General features: G+C 69.2%; 15 protein-coding genes and 1 tRNA gene. 4 read left to right on the top strand and 12 right to left on the bottom strand.

All coding sequences use genetic code 11. The annotated features are described in order from the left end of the window. Nucleotides 1-6: 6 nt before the first annotated feature. The 8 genes from ABDW61_RS07565 to ABDW61_RS07530 all read right to left on the bottom strand — a co-directional run bounded on the left by ABDW61_RS07565 (nucleotide 7) and on the right by ABDW61_RS07530 (nucleotide 8,009). Nucleotides 7-810 carry a glycosyltransferase gene (locus ABDW61_RS07565; protein WP_343637783.1) on the bottom strand — a complete coding sequence of 268 codons (804 nt, stop codon included), beginning with the start codon at nucleotides 808-810 and terminating at the stop codon, nucleotides 7-9. A 140-nt stretch (nucleotides 811-950) separates the two neighbouring features. After that, a complete protein-coding gene (locus tag ABDW61_RS07560; protein WP_343637781.1) occupies nucleotides 951-2,339 on the bottom strand; it encodes an FAD-containing oxidoreductase in 1,389 nt (462 codons plus the stop codon). Nucleotides 2,340-2,429: 90 nt separating this feature from the next. Next, a complete protein-coding gene (locus ABDW61_RS07555; protein WP_343637779.1) occupies nucleotides 2,430-3,176 on the bottom strand; it encodes a transporter substrate-binding domain-containing protein in 747 nt (248 codons plus the stop codon). A 237-nt stretch (nucleotides 3,177-3,413) separates the two neighbouring features. Beyond that, on the bottom strand, nucleotides 3,414-4,796 hold the full coding sequence (locus ABDW61_RS07550; RefSeq protein WP_343637777.1) for an ATP-binding protein: 1,383 nt from the start codon (nucleotides 4,794-4,796) through the stop codon (nucleotides 3,414-3,416). A gap of 178 nt (nucleotides 4,797-4,974) precedes the next feature. Further along, nucleotides 4,975-5,062: transfer RNA gene (locus ABDW61_RS07545), tRNA-Ser, on the bottom strand. A gap of 102 nt (nucleotides 5,063-5,164) precedes the next feature. Further along, entirely contained in the window at nucleotides 5,165-6,460 is a 1,296-nt protein-coding gene (gene serS / locus ABDW61_RS07540; protein WP_343637775.1) for a serine--tRNA ligase, read from the bottom strand. Nucleotides 6,461-6,585: 125 nt separating this feature from the next. Then, nucleotides 6,586-7,554 carry a 4-hydroxy-3-methylbut-2-enyl diphosphate reductase gene (gene ispH, locus ABDW61_RS07535; protein ID WP_343637964.1) on the bottom strand — a complete coding sequence of 323 codons (969 nt, stop codon included), beginning with the start codon at nucleotides 7,552-7,554 and terminating at the stop codon, nucleotides 6,586-6,588. A gap of 8 nt (nucleotides 7,555-7,562) precedes the next feature. Continuing rightward, the gene (locus ABDW61_RS07530) at nucleotides 7,563-8,009 is read right to left on the bottom strand and encodes an FKBP-type peptidyl-prolyl cis-trans isomerase (protein ID WP_343637773.1); all 447 of its coding nucleotides are present in this window, start codon (nucleotides 8,007-8,009) and stop codon (nucleotides 7,563-7,565) included. Nucleotides 8,010-8,082: 73 nt separating this feature from the next. Between ABDW61_RS07530 and radC the strand changes: the two genes are divergently transcribed. After that, nucleotides 8,083-8,790, top strand: coding sequence for a DNA repair protein RadC (radC, locus tag ABDW61_RS07525; protein ID WP_343637771.1), 708 nt, complete (start codon nucleotides 8,083-8,085; stop codon nucleotides 8,788-8,790). Next, on the top strand, nucleotides 8,787-9,428 hold the full coding sequence (locus ABDW61_RS07520) for a Smr/MutS family protein (protein WP_343637769.1): 642 nt from the start codon (nucleotides 8,787-8,789) through the stop codon (nucleotides 9,426-9,428). Before radC ends, ABDW61_RS07520 begins: the two co-directional genes overlap by 4 nt. A 12-nt stretch (nucleotides 9,429-9,440) precedes the next feature. Here the strand turns inward: ABDW61_RS07520 and ABDW61_RS07515 are convergent, their stop codons facing one another. The 4 genes from ABDW61_RS07515 to ABDW61_RS07500 form a co-directional block, all read right to left on the bottom strand. Then, nucleotides 9,441-9,827 (bottom strand): hypothetical protein, encoded by a 387-nt coding sequence (locus tag ABDW61_RS07515; RefSeq protein WP_343637767.1) that lies wholly within the window; start codon nucleotides 9,825-9,827, stop codon nucleotides 9,441-9,443. A 165-nt stretch (nucleotides 9,828-9,992) separates the two neighbouring features. Further along, nucleotides 9,993-10,427 carry a group II truncated hemoglobin gene (locus tag ABDW61_RS07510; RefSeq protein ID WP_343637765.1) on the bottom strand — a complete coding sequence of 145 codons (435 nt, stop codon included), beginning with the start codon at nucleotides 10,425-10,427 and terminating at the stop codon, nucleotides 9,993-9,995. Nucleotides 10,428-10,459: 32 nt separating this feature from the next. Beyond that, nucleotides 10,460-11,272, bottom strand: a complete 813-nt coding sequence (locus tag ABDW61_RS07505; RefSeq protein ID WP_343637763.1) for a MinD/ParA family protein — start codon at nucleotides 11,270-11,272, stop codon at nucleotides 10,460-10,462. Continuing rightward, a complete protein-coding gene (locus ABDW61_RS07500; protein ID WP_343637761.1) occupies nucleotides 11,269-11,988 on the bottom strand; it encodes a GGDEF domain-containing protein in 720 nt (239 codons plus the stop codon). The genes ABDW61_RS07505 and ABDW61_RS07500 overlap by 4 nt, the downstream gene beginning before the upstream one ends. 187 nt (nucleotides 11,989-12,175) lie before the next feature. Here ABDW61_RS07500 and ABDW61_RS07495 point away from each other — a divergent pair, with 187 nt between their 5' ends. Both ABDW61_RS07495 and cheD read left to right on the top strand, forming a co-directional pair. Next, nucleotides 12,176-13,042, top strand: a complete 867-nt coding sequence (locus tag ABDW61_RS07495; protein WP_343637759.1) for a CheR family methyltransferase — start codon at nucleotides 12,176-12,178, stop codon at nucleotides 13,040-13,042. 57 nt (nucleotides 13,043-13,099) lie between these two features. Continuing rightward, on the top strand, nucleotides 13,100-13,726 hold the full coding sequence (gene cheD / locus ABDW61_RS07490) for a chemoreceptor glutamine deamidase CheD (protein ID WP_343637963.1): 627 nt from the start codon (nucleotides 13,100-13,102) through the stop codon (nucleotides 13,724-13,726). Nucleotides 13,727-13,761 lie beyond the last annotated feature (35 nt).

The following is a 13,761-nucleotide window of genomic DNA, read 5'->3' as shown; positions in this document are numbered from 1 at the left end:
CGCCGCCTAACCCCGCCGCGTCGCGTTCGATGGGCGGGAAGGCTCGAGTTCATCGAGCTCCGCGCGGATCGCCACCGGCGCCGCCGCGCTCATCGGCGTCGTCGGCGTCATCGGCACCACCGGCGAGACGGGGGTCACCGGGCTCACAGGCGTGAAGGGCGCGCGCGGCGCGGACGCTGGCGGCCCCGATGGCTGCGCCGCAGGCGGCCGCGCCAGTGCGCGCAGGCGCTCCCCCAGCGCATCGAGGCTGCCGGCCTGGGCATGAGCCTCGTCAGCGGCGTCGAAGGGCTCCAGGCTGATGCGCTCCGACGCGATGCCCAGGCCCACGGCATGGAAGTAGGCCGCCTCGCTGACGACGCTGAGCTGGCTTGCGACCAGGCGGTGGACCTCCAGATCCGGCATGTCCAACTGCACGCCTTGCACCGTGCTGAGCACCGGGGTGCGCGTGATGCTGCCCGCCAGCCCGGCGAGCCGGTGCGCATTGGGCAGATGCGCATGCAGCACGTCCGCGTGGCGGTTGCGGATGAGCCCCACCAGCACCTGGATCGCGTGCCACGCGGGATCGTCGGGCATCGGCACCACGACCGTCTCCGCGCCCAGCGCGCGCAGTTGCTCCGCGTAGGGGCCCTCGGCCGGACACAGCACCGTGAAGCGGAAGCCATCGCCGGCGCCGAGCCGCTCGACGAGACGCGCCACCAGCAGCGGCGCGCCCTCGCCGTCCGGCGGCAGCGCGCCGACGATCTCCACGACGTGAAGCGCCGATGTCGATGCCGGCGTGGCGGTGGCGGGTCGTGGACCGGGACGGATCATGGAGCGCCTTTCGCGACCGCCCGACGGGCGGTCAACGCGTTCGGCAAGCCCCATACCCGCGGCAGCGCCGATCGAGCGGCCTCAAACCGCTCGGAAGGCCTCGCGCGGTGTCACGTGGCACCACGCGGCCTCACGCAGCCTCACGCGGGGTCGAGCGGCTTGAGCGACTGCAGCACCGTCGGCAGCAACTCGCTGACGGTCGGATGGATGCGCACGCCGCCGGTGAGCACCTCGGTGTAAGGCCGCCGGGACGCGATCGCATCGAGCAGCGACTGCACCGCCTCGTCGCCGTCGACGCCCAGCACCGTCGCCCCCAGGATCGCCTTCGACTCCGCGTCGACGAGGATCTTGATGAAGCCTTCGGTCTCGCCCTTCTCGATCGCGCGGCCCACACGCGTCATTGGCCGCGTGCCGATCAACGCGGGCCGGCCACTGGCGCGCAGCTCGCGTTCGCCCAGACCAATGCGCGCCAGCGGCGGGTCGGTGTACAGCGCATAGGTCACGACGCGGCCGCCGACGCCGCGATCAGCGCCTTCGAAGAGATTCGCCGCGGTGACCTCGAAGTCGTTCCACGCGGTGTGCGTGAACGCGCCGCGGCCGTTGCAATCGCCGAGCGCCCAGATGTGCGGCGCGCTGCTTCGCAGCCGGTCGTCGACGGCGACGTTGCCGCGTTCATCGAGCGTCACGCCCGCGCGGTCCAGGCCCAGGTCGTCGGTGTTGGGCCGGCGGCCGGTGGCGATCAGCACATGGCTGCCGCGCACCTCGGGCTCGCCCGTCTGGCAGTTCACCCGCACGGCGACGCCCTCCTGCGCTGGCGCGAGGCGCACGCATTCGGCACCGGTGCGGATCGTCAGGCCCTCGCGTTCGAGCAGGCCGCGCAGCGCCTCGGCGACATCGGGGTCCTCGCGCGGCACCAGTTGCGCGCCGCGCTGCACGACGGTCACCTCGGAGCCGAAGCGCCGGAACATCTGCGCGAATTCCAGCCCGATGTAGCTGCCGCCGACGACGACCAGGTGCCGGGGCAGTTCGCTCAGCCGCATGATCGAGGCGTTGGTGAGCCAGGGCACGGAGTCCAGGCCCTCGACGCCGGGCTGCGCCGGCCGTCCGCCGACATTCAGGAAGAAGCGGTCGGTGCGCAGGCGCCGGCCGGCGACCTCGATGGTGTGCGGGTCCTCGAAGCGCGCATGGCCCAGGACCAGTTCGACCCCGGGCATGCCGCGCAGCCATTGCTCGACGTTCTGACGCGACTGGCCGGAGATGCGCTCCTTGCGCGCGATGATCGCCGGGACATCGACCTCGAAGCGCTCGGGCGGCCGCACGCCCCAGCGGGCGGCCTCGCGCACGACCCAGGCCGCATGGGCGCTGGCGACCATCGCCTTGGTCGGGATGCAGCCGGTGTTGACGCAGGTCCCGCCCACGCGCGAACGCTCGACGACCGCGACGCGCCAGCCCTCGCGCGACATGCGCTCGGCGAGCGCGGGCCCCGCCTGCCCCGCGCCAATCACGATGGCATCGAAGGAATCGCTCATCGCCGCTCCTGCAATGGAATGAGCGCTGAGTCTGCCACCGGCGCATGACGCGGCTCAAGGCGGACCGCAGCGGCCGGCGCGTCCCCGGCTTCAGGCCGCGCCGTAGCGGCGGCGGATCGCCGCCAGCCTGCCGCGCTGCTCGAGCGCGTGGATCGCCTGGTCCAGGCGCGCGACGTCGGCCTCGTCGAGGCGGCGCCGGCTCAGCATCAGGCTCACCGGCTGCACGCTGTCGCCGAAGGCCTGGCGGCGCAGCCGCTGGCCGGAAAGCTTCGCCTGCGCCGTCAGTTCGAGCTCGTCGCCCAGGATCAACGGCGCCCGGCCGAGCCGCATCATGTCCAGACCCTGCCGCGCGGTCTGGTAGGGGATCAGCAGGCCGGCCTCGGCAAGCCGGGGCCGCCAGCTCTCGAAGTCCGCGCCGAGCCGGAAGGCGTCCACGTGCAGCAGCGGGACGCGGCGCCGCAGCACGTCCTCAAAGCCCTTCAGACGGTCGAGCCGGGCATCGCGCCGGTCCGCCGCGGCGACCATGAAGGCCTCGTTGCGATAGGGGCGGCTGTACAGCACCACTTGGTCGTGCTCCCGTGCCGGGGTGGCCGAGAAGATCACGTCGAACTGGTCGTTCTGCAGTTCACGAAGGCGCCGCCGACGCCATTGCTGCGGTCCGCGGACCCAATTGAGCTGGAAGCCCGCCTGCTTGCAGATGGCCTGGAGCAGATCGGCATCCAGGCCGCGCATCGTGCCGTCGGCGCCGGGGACCAGGTAGGGTGCCCACGATTCCACGAGCGCGCGGATCACGCGCGGGCGTTGCGCCGCCCGGACAGTCCCGATGCCGGCGGCCATGATGCCCAATGTGCGCAGCGCCAGGCGGCGCGTGATGGGCCGTCCGTGAAGAGACGAGCCGTCGCTGGCCAGGGGTGCCTCTTTGAAAGCGATTGCGGGGGGCATTCGAGCCAGTGTGCGATACCCCTCAAAGAGCGGCAAGGTGAAGATTCGGTGATCGTACGACTCCCCCTTGAATGGGGGCTGGCCCCGGCCACCCTGCCGATGACGCTGTCCTCGCCGCAGGCGTTTTGAGGCTCAGGTCCCGTCGTCGGGACGGGCCACCACCATGCGCAGGCCGGGCGACTCGCGCTCGGCCGACAGCGTCCAGCCGTGGGCGTCCGCGATCTCCTGACAGATCGCCAGCCCCAGCCCCGCGCCATGGTCGCGCCGGTGGGCGCCGCGCCAGAACCGCCCGAACATCCGCGACAACTGCTCCGGCGTCACGCCCGGACCGCGATCGCGCACGGAGACTGCGCTCCCGCCCACCTCGACGCTCAGCCGGCTGCCCGCCGGCGCATGCTGCAGCGCGTTCTCCAGCAGGTTCTTCAGCAGCGTGAACACCGCGCCGCGATCCGCATGCCAGATCATGTCCTCGCCGCTCGCGTGGAGTTCGACCTCGACGCCCAGCGTGTCGGCCATCCGGCGCAGGTAGCCGATGGTCTCCCGCGCGGCGGCGGCCATGTCGGTCGGCTGGAACTGGTAGTTGCGCACCTCGCAGGCCTCGGCCAGCAACAGCAGTTGCTGCACCTGCCGCGTCATGTGCTCGACGTCCTGCAGCAGCGAGTCGTCCACCAGCCCCTTCTCCATGAACTCCACCTGGGCCCGGATCAGCGCCAGCGGCGTCTTCAATTCATGCGCGGCCATCGCCAGGAACTCCTGCTGCACGCGATAGCCGCGCTCGAGCCGTTCCAGCACCCGGTTGAAGCTTTCCACCAGCGGCACGATCTCCGACGGGACGCGATCGACCTGGAGCCGCGCGTGCAGCCAGCGCGGCGAGATCGCCGCCGCGGTCGCCGAGACCTCGCGCAGCGGCTTGAGCACCCGCTTGAGCATCACGAACACGCACACGCCGAACAGCAGCAGCATCACCGAGCTGAACAGCACCATGCCCATGCCCATGAACGGCAGCGCGAAGTCCAGGCGGAAGAGTTCGAACAGCCGCGCGCTGCCGGCCAGCTGCAGATACCAGGTGCGGCCCTGGTGCCGCACCACCTCGGTCGCGCCGTGCATGCGCTGGCCGGCGTGGGCGAACTCGAACTGACCCGGGCGCAGCGCGCGAGCGCCCTCGCCCGCCGCCAGCCAGATCGGATTGGCCGGAGTGGGCTCGATCACGACCCGGCCCGAAGCGTCGAGCACCCGGTAGGCCAGGTCGTCCTTGAGCGCGCGGTAGAGCCATTCGCGGCCCCGCTCGTCATCGGCGAGGCCGACCGGCGTGCCCGAAGCATCGAAGTGCAGGTTCTCGCCGAGCTCCTCGGCGAACTCGGTGATGTCCTCGTCGAAGAACAGCGGCCCGCGCAGCGTGGTCACGCCGTTGAAGACCAGCGCCAGGGTGGCGACGGTCAACAGCACGCCGGCCACGTAGGCCAGCATCACCTTCAGGGTCAGGCTACTCAGCCACGCGGGCGTCGCGAAGGGCATATCCGGGGTTTCTCACAGTGACGATGCGCAGGGGCGCCCTGAGCGCGAAGATCTTGCCGGCATCGTGCCGTGGATCGACTTTCCGGATCCTTACCGCCGTTCTCACGCCAAACACGGATGGCGTATTTTGCGGAGGAATGAAAAAAGCCCCTGGCAAATTGCCAGGGGCTTGTTTCTTTGGAGGAGAGGGGGGGATTCGAACCCCCGAGACGTTTCCGTCCGCCTGATTTCGAGTCAGGTACATTCAACCACTCTGCCACCTCTCCGAATTCGGTGCCCGCTGTGGTTGTTAGCGAGTAAGCCTAAGAGTATAGCGAGCTTTTTGGCTTCGGCACAAGAAATTCCTGCGCCAATGGCAGATGCGTGCGTCAGGCGCGCAAAACATCCTGGCCGCCCAGGTATGGACGCAGCGCCTGCGGCACCGCGATGCTGCCGTCGGCCTGCTGGTAGTTCTCCAGCACCGCCACCAGCGTGCGCCCCACCGCCAGCCCCGAGCCGTTGAGCGTATGCACGAGCTCGTTCTTGCCCTCCGCGTTCTTGAAGCGCGCGAGCATGCGTCGCGCCTGGAAGGCACCCATGTTGGAGCACGAGCTGATCTCGCGGTAGGTGTTCTGCGCCGGCAGCCAGACCTCCAGGTCATAGGTCTTGGTCGAGCCGAAGCCCATGTCGCCCGCGCACAGCAGCATCGTGCGGTACGGCAGGTCCAGCTTCTGCAGCACGGCCTCGGCGTGAGCGGTCATCTCCTCCAGCGCGGCCATGCTGTGCTCGGGCTGCTCGATGCGGACCATCTCGACCTTGTCGAACTGGTGCTGGCGGATCAGGCCGCGGGTGTCGCGGCCGGCCGATCCGGCCTCCGAGCGGAAGCACGGGCTGTGCGCCGTCAGCTTGATGGGCAGATCCTCGGCCTTGAGCACGCTCTCGCGCACGGTGTTGGTCAGCGAGATTTCGGAGGTGGAGATCAGGTATTGCTCTTGCGCCTCGTCGTCACCGCCGCGCAGCACCCAGAACATGTCTTCCTTGAACTTGGGCAACTGTCCGGTGCCCTCCAGGATCTCGCGGTTGACGATGTAGGGCGTGTAGCACTCCGTGTAGCCGTGCTGCTGCGTCTGCATGTCCAGCATGAATTGCGCGAGCGCCCGGTGCAGCCGCGCGGCCGGTCCCTTCAGGAAGGCGAAGCGCGAGCCCGACAGCTTGGCGCCCATCTCGAAGTCCAGGCCCAGCGGGGCGCCCAGGTCGACGTGATCCTTGATCGCGAAATCGAAGGCGCGCGGCTGGCCCCAGCGGCGCACCTCGACGTTGCCGGTCTCGTCCGCGCCGGCCGGGACGCTGGCGTCCGGCAGGTTGGGCACGCCCATCAGCATCGCGTTGAGCTCGACCTGGATGGCGTCCAGCCGCTCGGCGCCGGCCTTCAGTTCGTCGCCGATGCCGGCCACTTCGGTCATCACGGCGCTGGCGTCCTCGCCCTTGCCCTTGAGCACGCCAATCTGCTTGGAGAGCTGGTTGCGCCGGGCCTGCAGCTCCTCGGTGCGGGTCTGCAGGCGCTTGCGATCGGCCTCCAGCGCCTTGAAGCGCTCGACGTCCAGGAACGGTTGCGGGTTCTTGCGCAGTTGCAGGCGCTCGATGACGGCGTCCAGGTCCTTGCGCAGCAGGGTGATGTCCAGCATGGGGATGTGTCTTTCGTGTTCTGCGCCAGCGGCCTCCCCTTTCCGGGGGGCGTTGGCGATCGCATGGGGGGATGTGTCAGCCGGAGGTCAGCGGCCGGCCCGGACGGGGCCGGACCGCGCGGCGATCAAGATCGATCGCTGGTGACCTCGGCCATCGACTTGTCGCCCAGGCCCATCGGCAGCGGGAAGCGCACATGCTCCTCGACGCCCGGCAGCGTGCGCACCGTCGTGGCGCCCAGCTCGCGCAGCCGGGCGATGACCGCCTGCACCAGCACGTCGGGCGCCGAGGCCCCCGCCGTCAGGCCCACCCGGGAGCGGCCGTCCAGCCACTCGGCCTTCACGTCCTCGGCGGCATCCACCATGTAGGCCGGCGTGCCCAGCCGCTCGGCCAGTTCGCGCAGGCGGTTGCTGTTGGAACTGGTCGGGCTGCCGACCACGATCACCACCTCGACCTGCGGTGCCAGCACCTTCACCGCGTCCTGGCGGTTCTGCGTGGCATAGCAGATGTCCTGCTTCTTGGGCTCGCGGATCTGGGGGAAGTGCCGCTTCACCGCCGCCAGGATCTCGGCCGCGTCGTCCACGCTCAGCGTGGTCTGCGTCACCACCGCCAGCTTGGACGGGTTGTTGACCCGCACATGCGGCACGTCGGCGGCTTCCTCGACCAGGTAGATCCCGTCGCTGAGCTGGCCCATCGTGCCCTCGACCTCGGGGTGGCCCTTGTGGCCGATCATGATGAACTCGTAGCCCTCGCGATGCAGCTTGGCGACCTCGACGTGGACCTTGGTCACCAGCGGACAGGTCGCGTCGAAGATCTGGAAGCCGCGCGCCTGCGCCTCCTTGCGCACCGCCTGGCTGACGCCGTGCGCCGAGAACACCAGCGTCGCGCCGGCCGGGACCTCGGCCAGGTCCTCGATGAAGATCGCGCCCTTGGCCTTCAGGTCGTTGACGACATAGGTGTTGTGCACGATCTCGTGCCGCACGTAGATCGGCGCGCCGAACTTCTTCAGCGCGCGCTCGACGATCTCGATCGCGCGGTCCACGCCGGCGCAGAAGCCGCGCGGCTCCGCCAGCACGATGTCCTTGTCCATGGTCATGTCCGTCATCACAGCACCCCGATCAGCTGCACCTCGAAACTGACGGGCTGTCCCGCCAACGGGTGATTGAAGTCGAACAGCAGCCAGTCCTCGCCCAGCTCGCGGACCACGCCGGCGTACTGGCCCTGGCCGTCCGGCGTCGGGAACTGCACCACGTCGCCGACGTGGTAGTCCTCGTCCGGATCGCCCAGCTCCCGCATCAGGCTGCGCTTGACGCGCTGCAGCAGCTCGGGGTTGCGCTCGCCGAAGGCCTCGCCCGGCGCCAGCTCGATGCGGGTGTGGGTGCCTTCGTCCAGGCCGATCAGGCGCGCCTCGATCGCGGGCGCCAGTTCGCCGGCGCCCAGCGTCAGCGTGGCCGGCAGCTTGTCGGCGAAGGTGTTGATCAGATCCTGGCCGTCCGGCCCGCTGAGCCGGTAATGCAGGGTCAGGAAGGATCCTGGTTGAACGAGGTTCACTAGTCAGGGGGATTTTGGGAATCGAGGCGCGATTTTAGGCTGGAGCGCCGTGGTCCTTCCGCCGAAAGCCGTCATGACCGTCCTGACCGCCGACTTCCCGCCCTCCGCCTCCCTCCATGCCCTTGCGCCGGCGCTGCGTCCGCGCGAGAAGCTGCGCGACCTCGGCCCCGCCGCCCTCGCCGACGCCGAGCTCCTGGCCATCCTGCTGCGCACCGGCCTGCCAGGCCAGCCGGTACTGCACCTGGCCTGCGAGCTGCTCGACGAATTCGGCGGCCTGGACGGCCTGATGCGCGCCGGCCAGGACGAGCTGGCCAGGATCAAGGGCCTGGGGCCGGCCAAGCGCACCACGGTCCAGGCGGTGCTGGAGATCTCGCGCCGCGTGTTCCGCCGCCCGCTCTCCCGGGCGCCGGTCTTCGAGTCCGCCGGGCAGGTGCGCGATTACCTCAGGATCACGTATGGCGGCCTTGAATCCGAGTGTTTCGCCGTGATGTTCCTGGACATCCGCCATCGGCTGATCGCCCTGGAGACCCTGTTCCAGGGCACCGTATCCCATACCATTGCCTACCCCCGCGAGGTGGTGAAGCGCGCGCTGGCCCTGAACGCCGCGGCGGCCGTGCTGGTCCACAACCATCCTTCCGGCCATGCCGAACCGTCGCCCCAGGACCTCACGCTGACCCGCGCGATGGCCCAGGCGCTGGCCCTGGTGGACGTGAAGGTGCTGGACCACTTCATCGTCGGCGCGGGCGATCCCGTATCGATGACCGACCTGGGCCTGCTGTGACCGACCGACTGCGCAGCCTGCAAGACCTGCAGACGCTGCATCGAGAACTGAAGCTCCGCCAGCGCGCGGAGGAGGAACGCCGCGAGCGCGAAGCCGCGCTGGCGCGGCTGCGCGAGCATGAGGCGCGCATCTTCGAGCGCAGCGTCGGCGACGTGATCCCGCTGCCCGACGCCAACCGCGTCCTCCTGCATCCCGGCCGCCCCGAGCCGGAGCCGCGCCAGCGCGAGCTCGATGAACAGCGGGCCTGGCGGCAGGCGCTGTCGGATGATTTCGACGTCGACTCGCTGCTGGAGACCGACGAGACGCTGTCCTTCCGCCGCCCGGAGATCTCGGCGGAGTCGGTGCGCAAGCTCAGACGGGGGCATTGGTCGCTGCAGGCGCAGATCGACCTGCACGGGCTGCGCCGCGACCAGGCGCGCGAGGCGCTCGGCCAGTTCATCCACGACAGCGCGCGGCGCGGGCTGCGCTGCGTGCGGGTGGTCCACGGCAAGGGCAATGGCTCGCCCGGCAAGGAGCCGGTGCTCAAGGCGCGCGTGCGGCGCTGGCTGGTGCAGAAGCAGGAGGTCCTGGCCTTCGTCCAGGCCCGCGCCAGCGATGGCGGCAGCGGCGCGCTGATGGTGCTGTTGAACGCGGCCTGACGGCCGCCCCGCTCAGTGCAGCATCAGGCTGCCGTAGGGGGACACCGGCGTCGTGAACGCCATCAGCAGGCGCTCCGGGCGGAACTCGCCGACCGTGTCGGCGCCCTGCCAGTGGGTCTCGATCGCATGCTCGAGTCCCTTGAGCACGCAGAACGACATGAAGGCGTGTTCGGCCTCGTCGCAGTCCATGTCCACATGCTGCAGCCGCACGCAGGCCGCGCGCAGGAAATTCAGCATCTGGATCGGGCTGTCCGTGTCGGGGCAGTAGCCAGCGCAGACCTCGATGTCCTCGCGGGCATCCTCGGACAGCCAGAGACGGCCGTCGTCGATCCTCACGTGCAGCAGGTCGGGATTGGCATCGATGCCGACCACATCGTCGTCGAGCAGGGTTTCCATCATGGACCAGACAGTAGACGAAGGCCCCCGCCACGTGATCACCGGGCCGGGCACGCGGTCCGGGCCGGTGTCAGATATGCACGCTGCCCGCGCCGTTTACATCATTTCGGCGCCGCCGCCCTGCGAACCGATGTCTCGCCAGCCGCCACGCGGCCGGGCCGTCGGGACTCAGACGTTGCGCATCCAGTCCGCCGTATGGGCGAAGGACGCGGCCAGGCGCCGCTGCAGCTCGACGTCGAGTTCGCACTCCGCCATCGCCTGCGTCATCGCCGACATCCACTGGTCGCGCTCGGCGATGCCGATGCGGTACGGCAGGTGACGCGCGCGCAGACGCGGATGGCCGAAACGCTCGACGAAGTGGTCCGGACCGCCCAGCCAGCCGCACAGGAACCAGAACAGCTTGTCGCGCGAGCCGTCCAGCGTCGTCGGGTGGATCGCCCGCAGCTGCGCGTAGCGCGGCTCCACGTCCATCAGGTCGTAGAAGCGGTCGACGAGGCGGCGCACCGCCTCCTCGCCGCCGACCCACTCGAAGGGGGTGGCGGGCGCGGCACCCGCCGGGGTGCCGGCGCCACGAGGGGCGCCGGTTTCAGGGGAATCGGACATCGGCAGGGGAATGCGGCCGCTGCGGCCGCGGATCAGGGATGACCGGCGGATTGTTCCAGCACCTTGGCGGCCAGGCCGCGGATGCCCTGGGCGGCGTCGCAGCCCGGGTAGTGCTCCAGCAGCAACTGGCGCTTGAGCACCGCCTGCCGGACCATCGCGTCGTTCTTGACCTCGCCCAGCAGCTCGAGCTTGAAGCTCTGGCCCGGCGCCGGTCCGACGAAGCGCTGCAGCACCTGCTGCAGCTGGCCGCAGATCAGCTTGCCCTCGCCCGGCCGGTTGGCCTGGTTGATGATCAGGTGCACCTGGCGGCGCTCCTGCTGGGTCGCCAGCACCTTGATCGTCGCGTACGCGTCCGTCAGCGACGTCGGCTCCGGCGTCGCCACGACCAGCACGTCATGCGCCATCGAGACGGCGAACAGCACCACGTCCGAGATGCCCGCCCCCGTGTCCAGCAGCACGTAATCGAAGCGTGGCCGCACCACCTCCAGGATGTGCAGCAGCTTGTCGCGCACGTCAGGCGTCAGGCGCGAGTACTCCACCATGCCCGAGCCCGCCAGCAGCACGTGGAAGCCACCCGGGGCCGGCAGGATCGCCTGCTCCAGCGTGCAGCGTTCGGTGAAGACGTCGTGCAGCGTCAGCTTGGGGTGCAGGTTCAGCACCACGTCCAGGTTGGCCAGGCCGAGGTCGGCATCCAGCACCAGCACGCGCTCGCCGCGCGCGGCCAGGGCCGCCGCCAGGTTGGCGGTGACGAAGGTCTTGCCCACGCCGCCCTTGCCGCTCGTGACGGCCAAGGTGCGAGCGCCTGCGCGGGCTTTCGGTGCAGCAGGAGCTGTTGTCATGCTCATTCACTATCCTGTTGCGTTACGGCGAACAACATGCCTTTTTCCTCGGCGCTGACCAGCGAGTCGACATGGCTCTCGAGACAGGCGCGATTGCGGCCCTCGGCCTTCGCGCGGTAGAGCTGGCGGTCGGCCCGCTCGGTCCAGATCAGCGTCGACGACCGCACCCACTGCGGCGCGAACGCCCCACCGATGCTGATCGTGCAGGTCAGCGGCGGCTGGCCGCTGCCCATGCTGACGGCCAGCGCCTGCACCCGCTGCCGGATGCGCTCGGCCACCGTCACGCCGTACGAGGTCGGGCAGTTGGGCAGGATGATGGCGAATTCCTCGCCCCCGATCCGGGCCACCGTGTCCATCGGCCGCACCGTCTGGCCGATCGCCTGCGAGACCGCGCGGATCACCAGGTCGCCGGCGGCATGCCCGTAGGTGTCGTTGACCGCCTTGAAGTGGTCGATGTCCAGCACCAGCAGCAGCGCCGGCTCTCCGGACCGCGCCACCCGGTCCACCTCGCGTCCCAGCGCCATTTCGAAGCTGCGGCGGTTGACCAGCCCGGTCAACGCGTCCTTGCTCGAGAGGTCGCAGAGCGCGTCGAGGATGCCTTGCAGCCAGGCCTCGGAGTAGGGCTCCGCGTCGGGCAGCATCGCCCCGGCCTGCTGCAGGAGCTGCAAGGCCAGGTCCAGGCGCAACTTGTGCGCGGCAATGAGACTGTGGGGAGCGTCCAAGATCGGATGGGGCAATTTCGGGCGGAGTCTAGCGGCTTCCCCCCCAAATGAGCGCGCAGAAAAGAGGGCTTCCCCCCACCTCTTTCACACATCATTCCGACCGAACACAATCAAACTAACGATTGCCGACAATGGCGGCCATCCGGTGCTACGGCATCCCACCTTCGAAGAAGTCCAATACAGCCCCATGCGCCAAGGTCAACCGGTCTCGCTCGCGACGCCGTCGCCCGTCGAGGCGATCGATCACGAGTTCAGCTTCAGCCGCGCCGACTTCGAACGGGTCCGCCAGCTGATCTATCAACACGCTGGCATCTCGCTGCACGACGGCAAGCATGCGATGGTCTACAGCCGGCTGTCGCGCCGGCTGCGCGACACCGGCCACAAGAGCTTCGCCGACTACCTGAACTGGCTGGAGAGCGTCAGCGGCGCGCAAGGCGACCAGGAGTGGCAGGAGTTCGTGAACTGCCTGACCACCAACCTGACCTCCTTCTTCCGCGAGGACCATCACTTCCTCTCGCTCAACGACGACCTCAAGGCGCTGACCGGCAAGCCGATCCGGATCTGGTGCTGCGCGGCCTCGACCGGCGAGGAGCCCTACTCCATCGCGATGACCTGCCAGGAGTCGCTGGGCAGCGGCGCGGGCGTGCAGATCGTCTCCAGCGACATCGACACCAACGTGCTGAACACGGCCCGGCGCGGCGTCTACGCGGCCGAGTCGCGCGGGCTGTCGCCGCAGCGGCTCAAGCAGTTCTTCCTGCGCGGCACCGGCGCCAACGAGGGCCGCATCCGCGTCAAGCCCGAGCTTGCCAAGATGATCGAGTTCAGGACGCTGAACCTGATGCACACCTCGTGGCCGCTGGGCGACCCCTTCCACATCGTGTTCTGCCGCAACGTGATGATCTATTTCGACGCGCCGACGCAGCGCAAGGTCCTGGAGCGCATCCACAAGGTGATGCGTCCGGGCGGGCTGCTGTTCGTCGGGCATTCCGAGAACTTCACCGATTCCCGCGATCTCTTCCGCCTGCGCGGCAAGACGATCTACGAGCGCGTTTAACGGAACCATCCCATGACCCTGCCTTCCGCCTCCTCGGCCCTGCAGCAAAGCGCGGCGATGGCCAGCGCCGGCGCGCAGCGCGTGGCCCAGTTGAAGTTGGTGTCCCGCAAGAACGGCGAAGCCTCGTTCTTCTTCTACGACGCCCACTTCAAGAACGCCGCGGTCAAGGTGCTGCCGGGCGAGTACTTCGTCGACAACGACGATCTGCTCGTCATGACGACGCTGGGCTCGTGCATCGCGGCCTGCCTGTGGGACCGCCACGCGCAGATCGGCGGCATGAACCACTTCATGCTGCCCGAGGGCCATGGCGACTCGGGCCGCTACGGCTCCTTCGCGATGGAGCTGCTGATCAACGAGATGATGAAGCGCGGCGCCGCCAAGAGCCGCATGGAGGCGAAGATCTTCGGCGGCGGCGCGGTCATCTCCGGCATGAACACGATCAACGTGGGCGAGCGCAACACCAACTTCGTCATCGACTTCCTGAAGCTGGAGCGCATCCCCATCGTGTCCAAGGACGTGATGGACGTGTACCCGCGCAAGGTGTGCTTCCTGCCCAAGAGCGGCAAGGCCATGGTCAAGCGTCTGGCGCCCACCAACACCGACGCGCTGGTCCAGCAGGACAAGGCGGCCGCGCAGCGCGCGCAGCCGGTGGCCAGCAGCGGCGGCTCGATCGATCTGTTCTGAGACGGCCAGACGTCCCGAAGTTCCGAGGAGTAAGA

It is taken from the genome of Roseateles sp. (assembly GCF_039595595.1).
Taxonomy (GTDB): domain Bacteria; phylum Pseudomonadota; class Gammaproteobacteria; order Burkholderiales; family Burkholderiaceae_C; genus Roseateles.
This window is presented reverse-complemented; position numbering and strand designations above follow the sequence as displayed.

What these genes read in the sequence shown, in the direction of transcription:
- ABDW61_RS07565 (WP_343637783.1), bottom strand. Translation starts at nt 810, where the DNA reads ATGATCCGTCCCGGTCCACGACCCGCCACCGCCACGCCGGCATCGACA.
- ABDW61_RS07560 (WP_343637781.1), bottom strand. Translation starts at nt 2,339, where the DNA reads ATGAGCGATTCCTTCGATGCCATCGTGATTGGCGCGGGGCAGGCGGGG.
- ABDW61_RS07555 (WP_343637779.1), bottom strand. Translation starts at nt 3,176, where the DNA reads ATGGCCGCCGGCATCGGGACTGTCCGGGCGGCGCAACGCCCGCGCGTG.
- ABDW61_RS07550 (WP_343637777.1), bottom strand. Translation starts at nt 4,796, where the DNA reads ATGCCCTTCGCGACGCCCGCGTGGCTGAGTAGCCTGACCCTGAAGGTG.
- serS (WP_343637775.1), bottom strand. Translation starts at nt 6,460, where the DNA reads ATGCTGGACATCACCCTGCTGCGCAAGGACCTGGACGCCGTCATCGAG.
- ispH (WP_343637964.1), bottom strand. Translation starts at nt 7,554, where the DNA reads ATGACCATGGACAAGGACATCGTGCTGGCGGAGCCGCGCGGCTTCTGC.
- radC (WP_343637771.1), top strand. Translation starts at nt 8,083, where the DNA reads ATGACCGTCCTGACCGCCGACTTCCCGCCCTCCGCCTCCCTCCATGCC.
- ABDW61_RS07515 (WP_343637767.1), bottom strand. Translation starts at nt 9,827, where the DNA reads ATGATGGAAACCCTGCTCGACGACGATGTGGTCGGCATCGATGCCAAT.
- ABDW61_RS07510 (WP_343637765.1), bottom strand. Translation starts at nt 10,427, where the DNA reads ATGTCCGATTCCCCTGAAACCGGCGCCCCTCGTGGCGCCGGCACCCCG.
- ABDW61_RS07505 (WP_343637763.1), bottom strand. Translation starts at nt 11,272, where the DNA reads ATGAGCATGACAACAGCTCCTGCTGCACCGAAAGCCCGCGCAGGCGCT.
- ABDW61_RS07495 (WP_343637759.1), top strand. Translation starts at nt 12,176, where the DNA reads ATGCGCCAAGGTCAACCGGTCTCGCTCGCGACGCCGTCGCCCGTCGAG.
- cheD (WP_343637963.1), top strand. Translation starts at nt 13,100, where the DNA reads ATGGCCAGCGCCGGCGCGCAGCGCGTGGCCCAGTTGAAGTTGGTGTCC.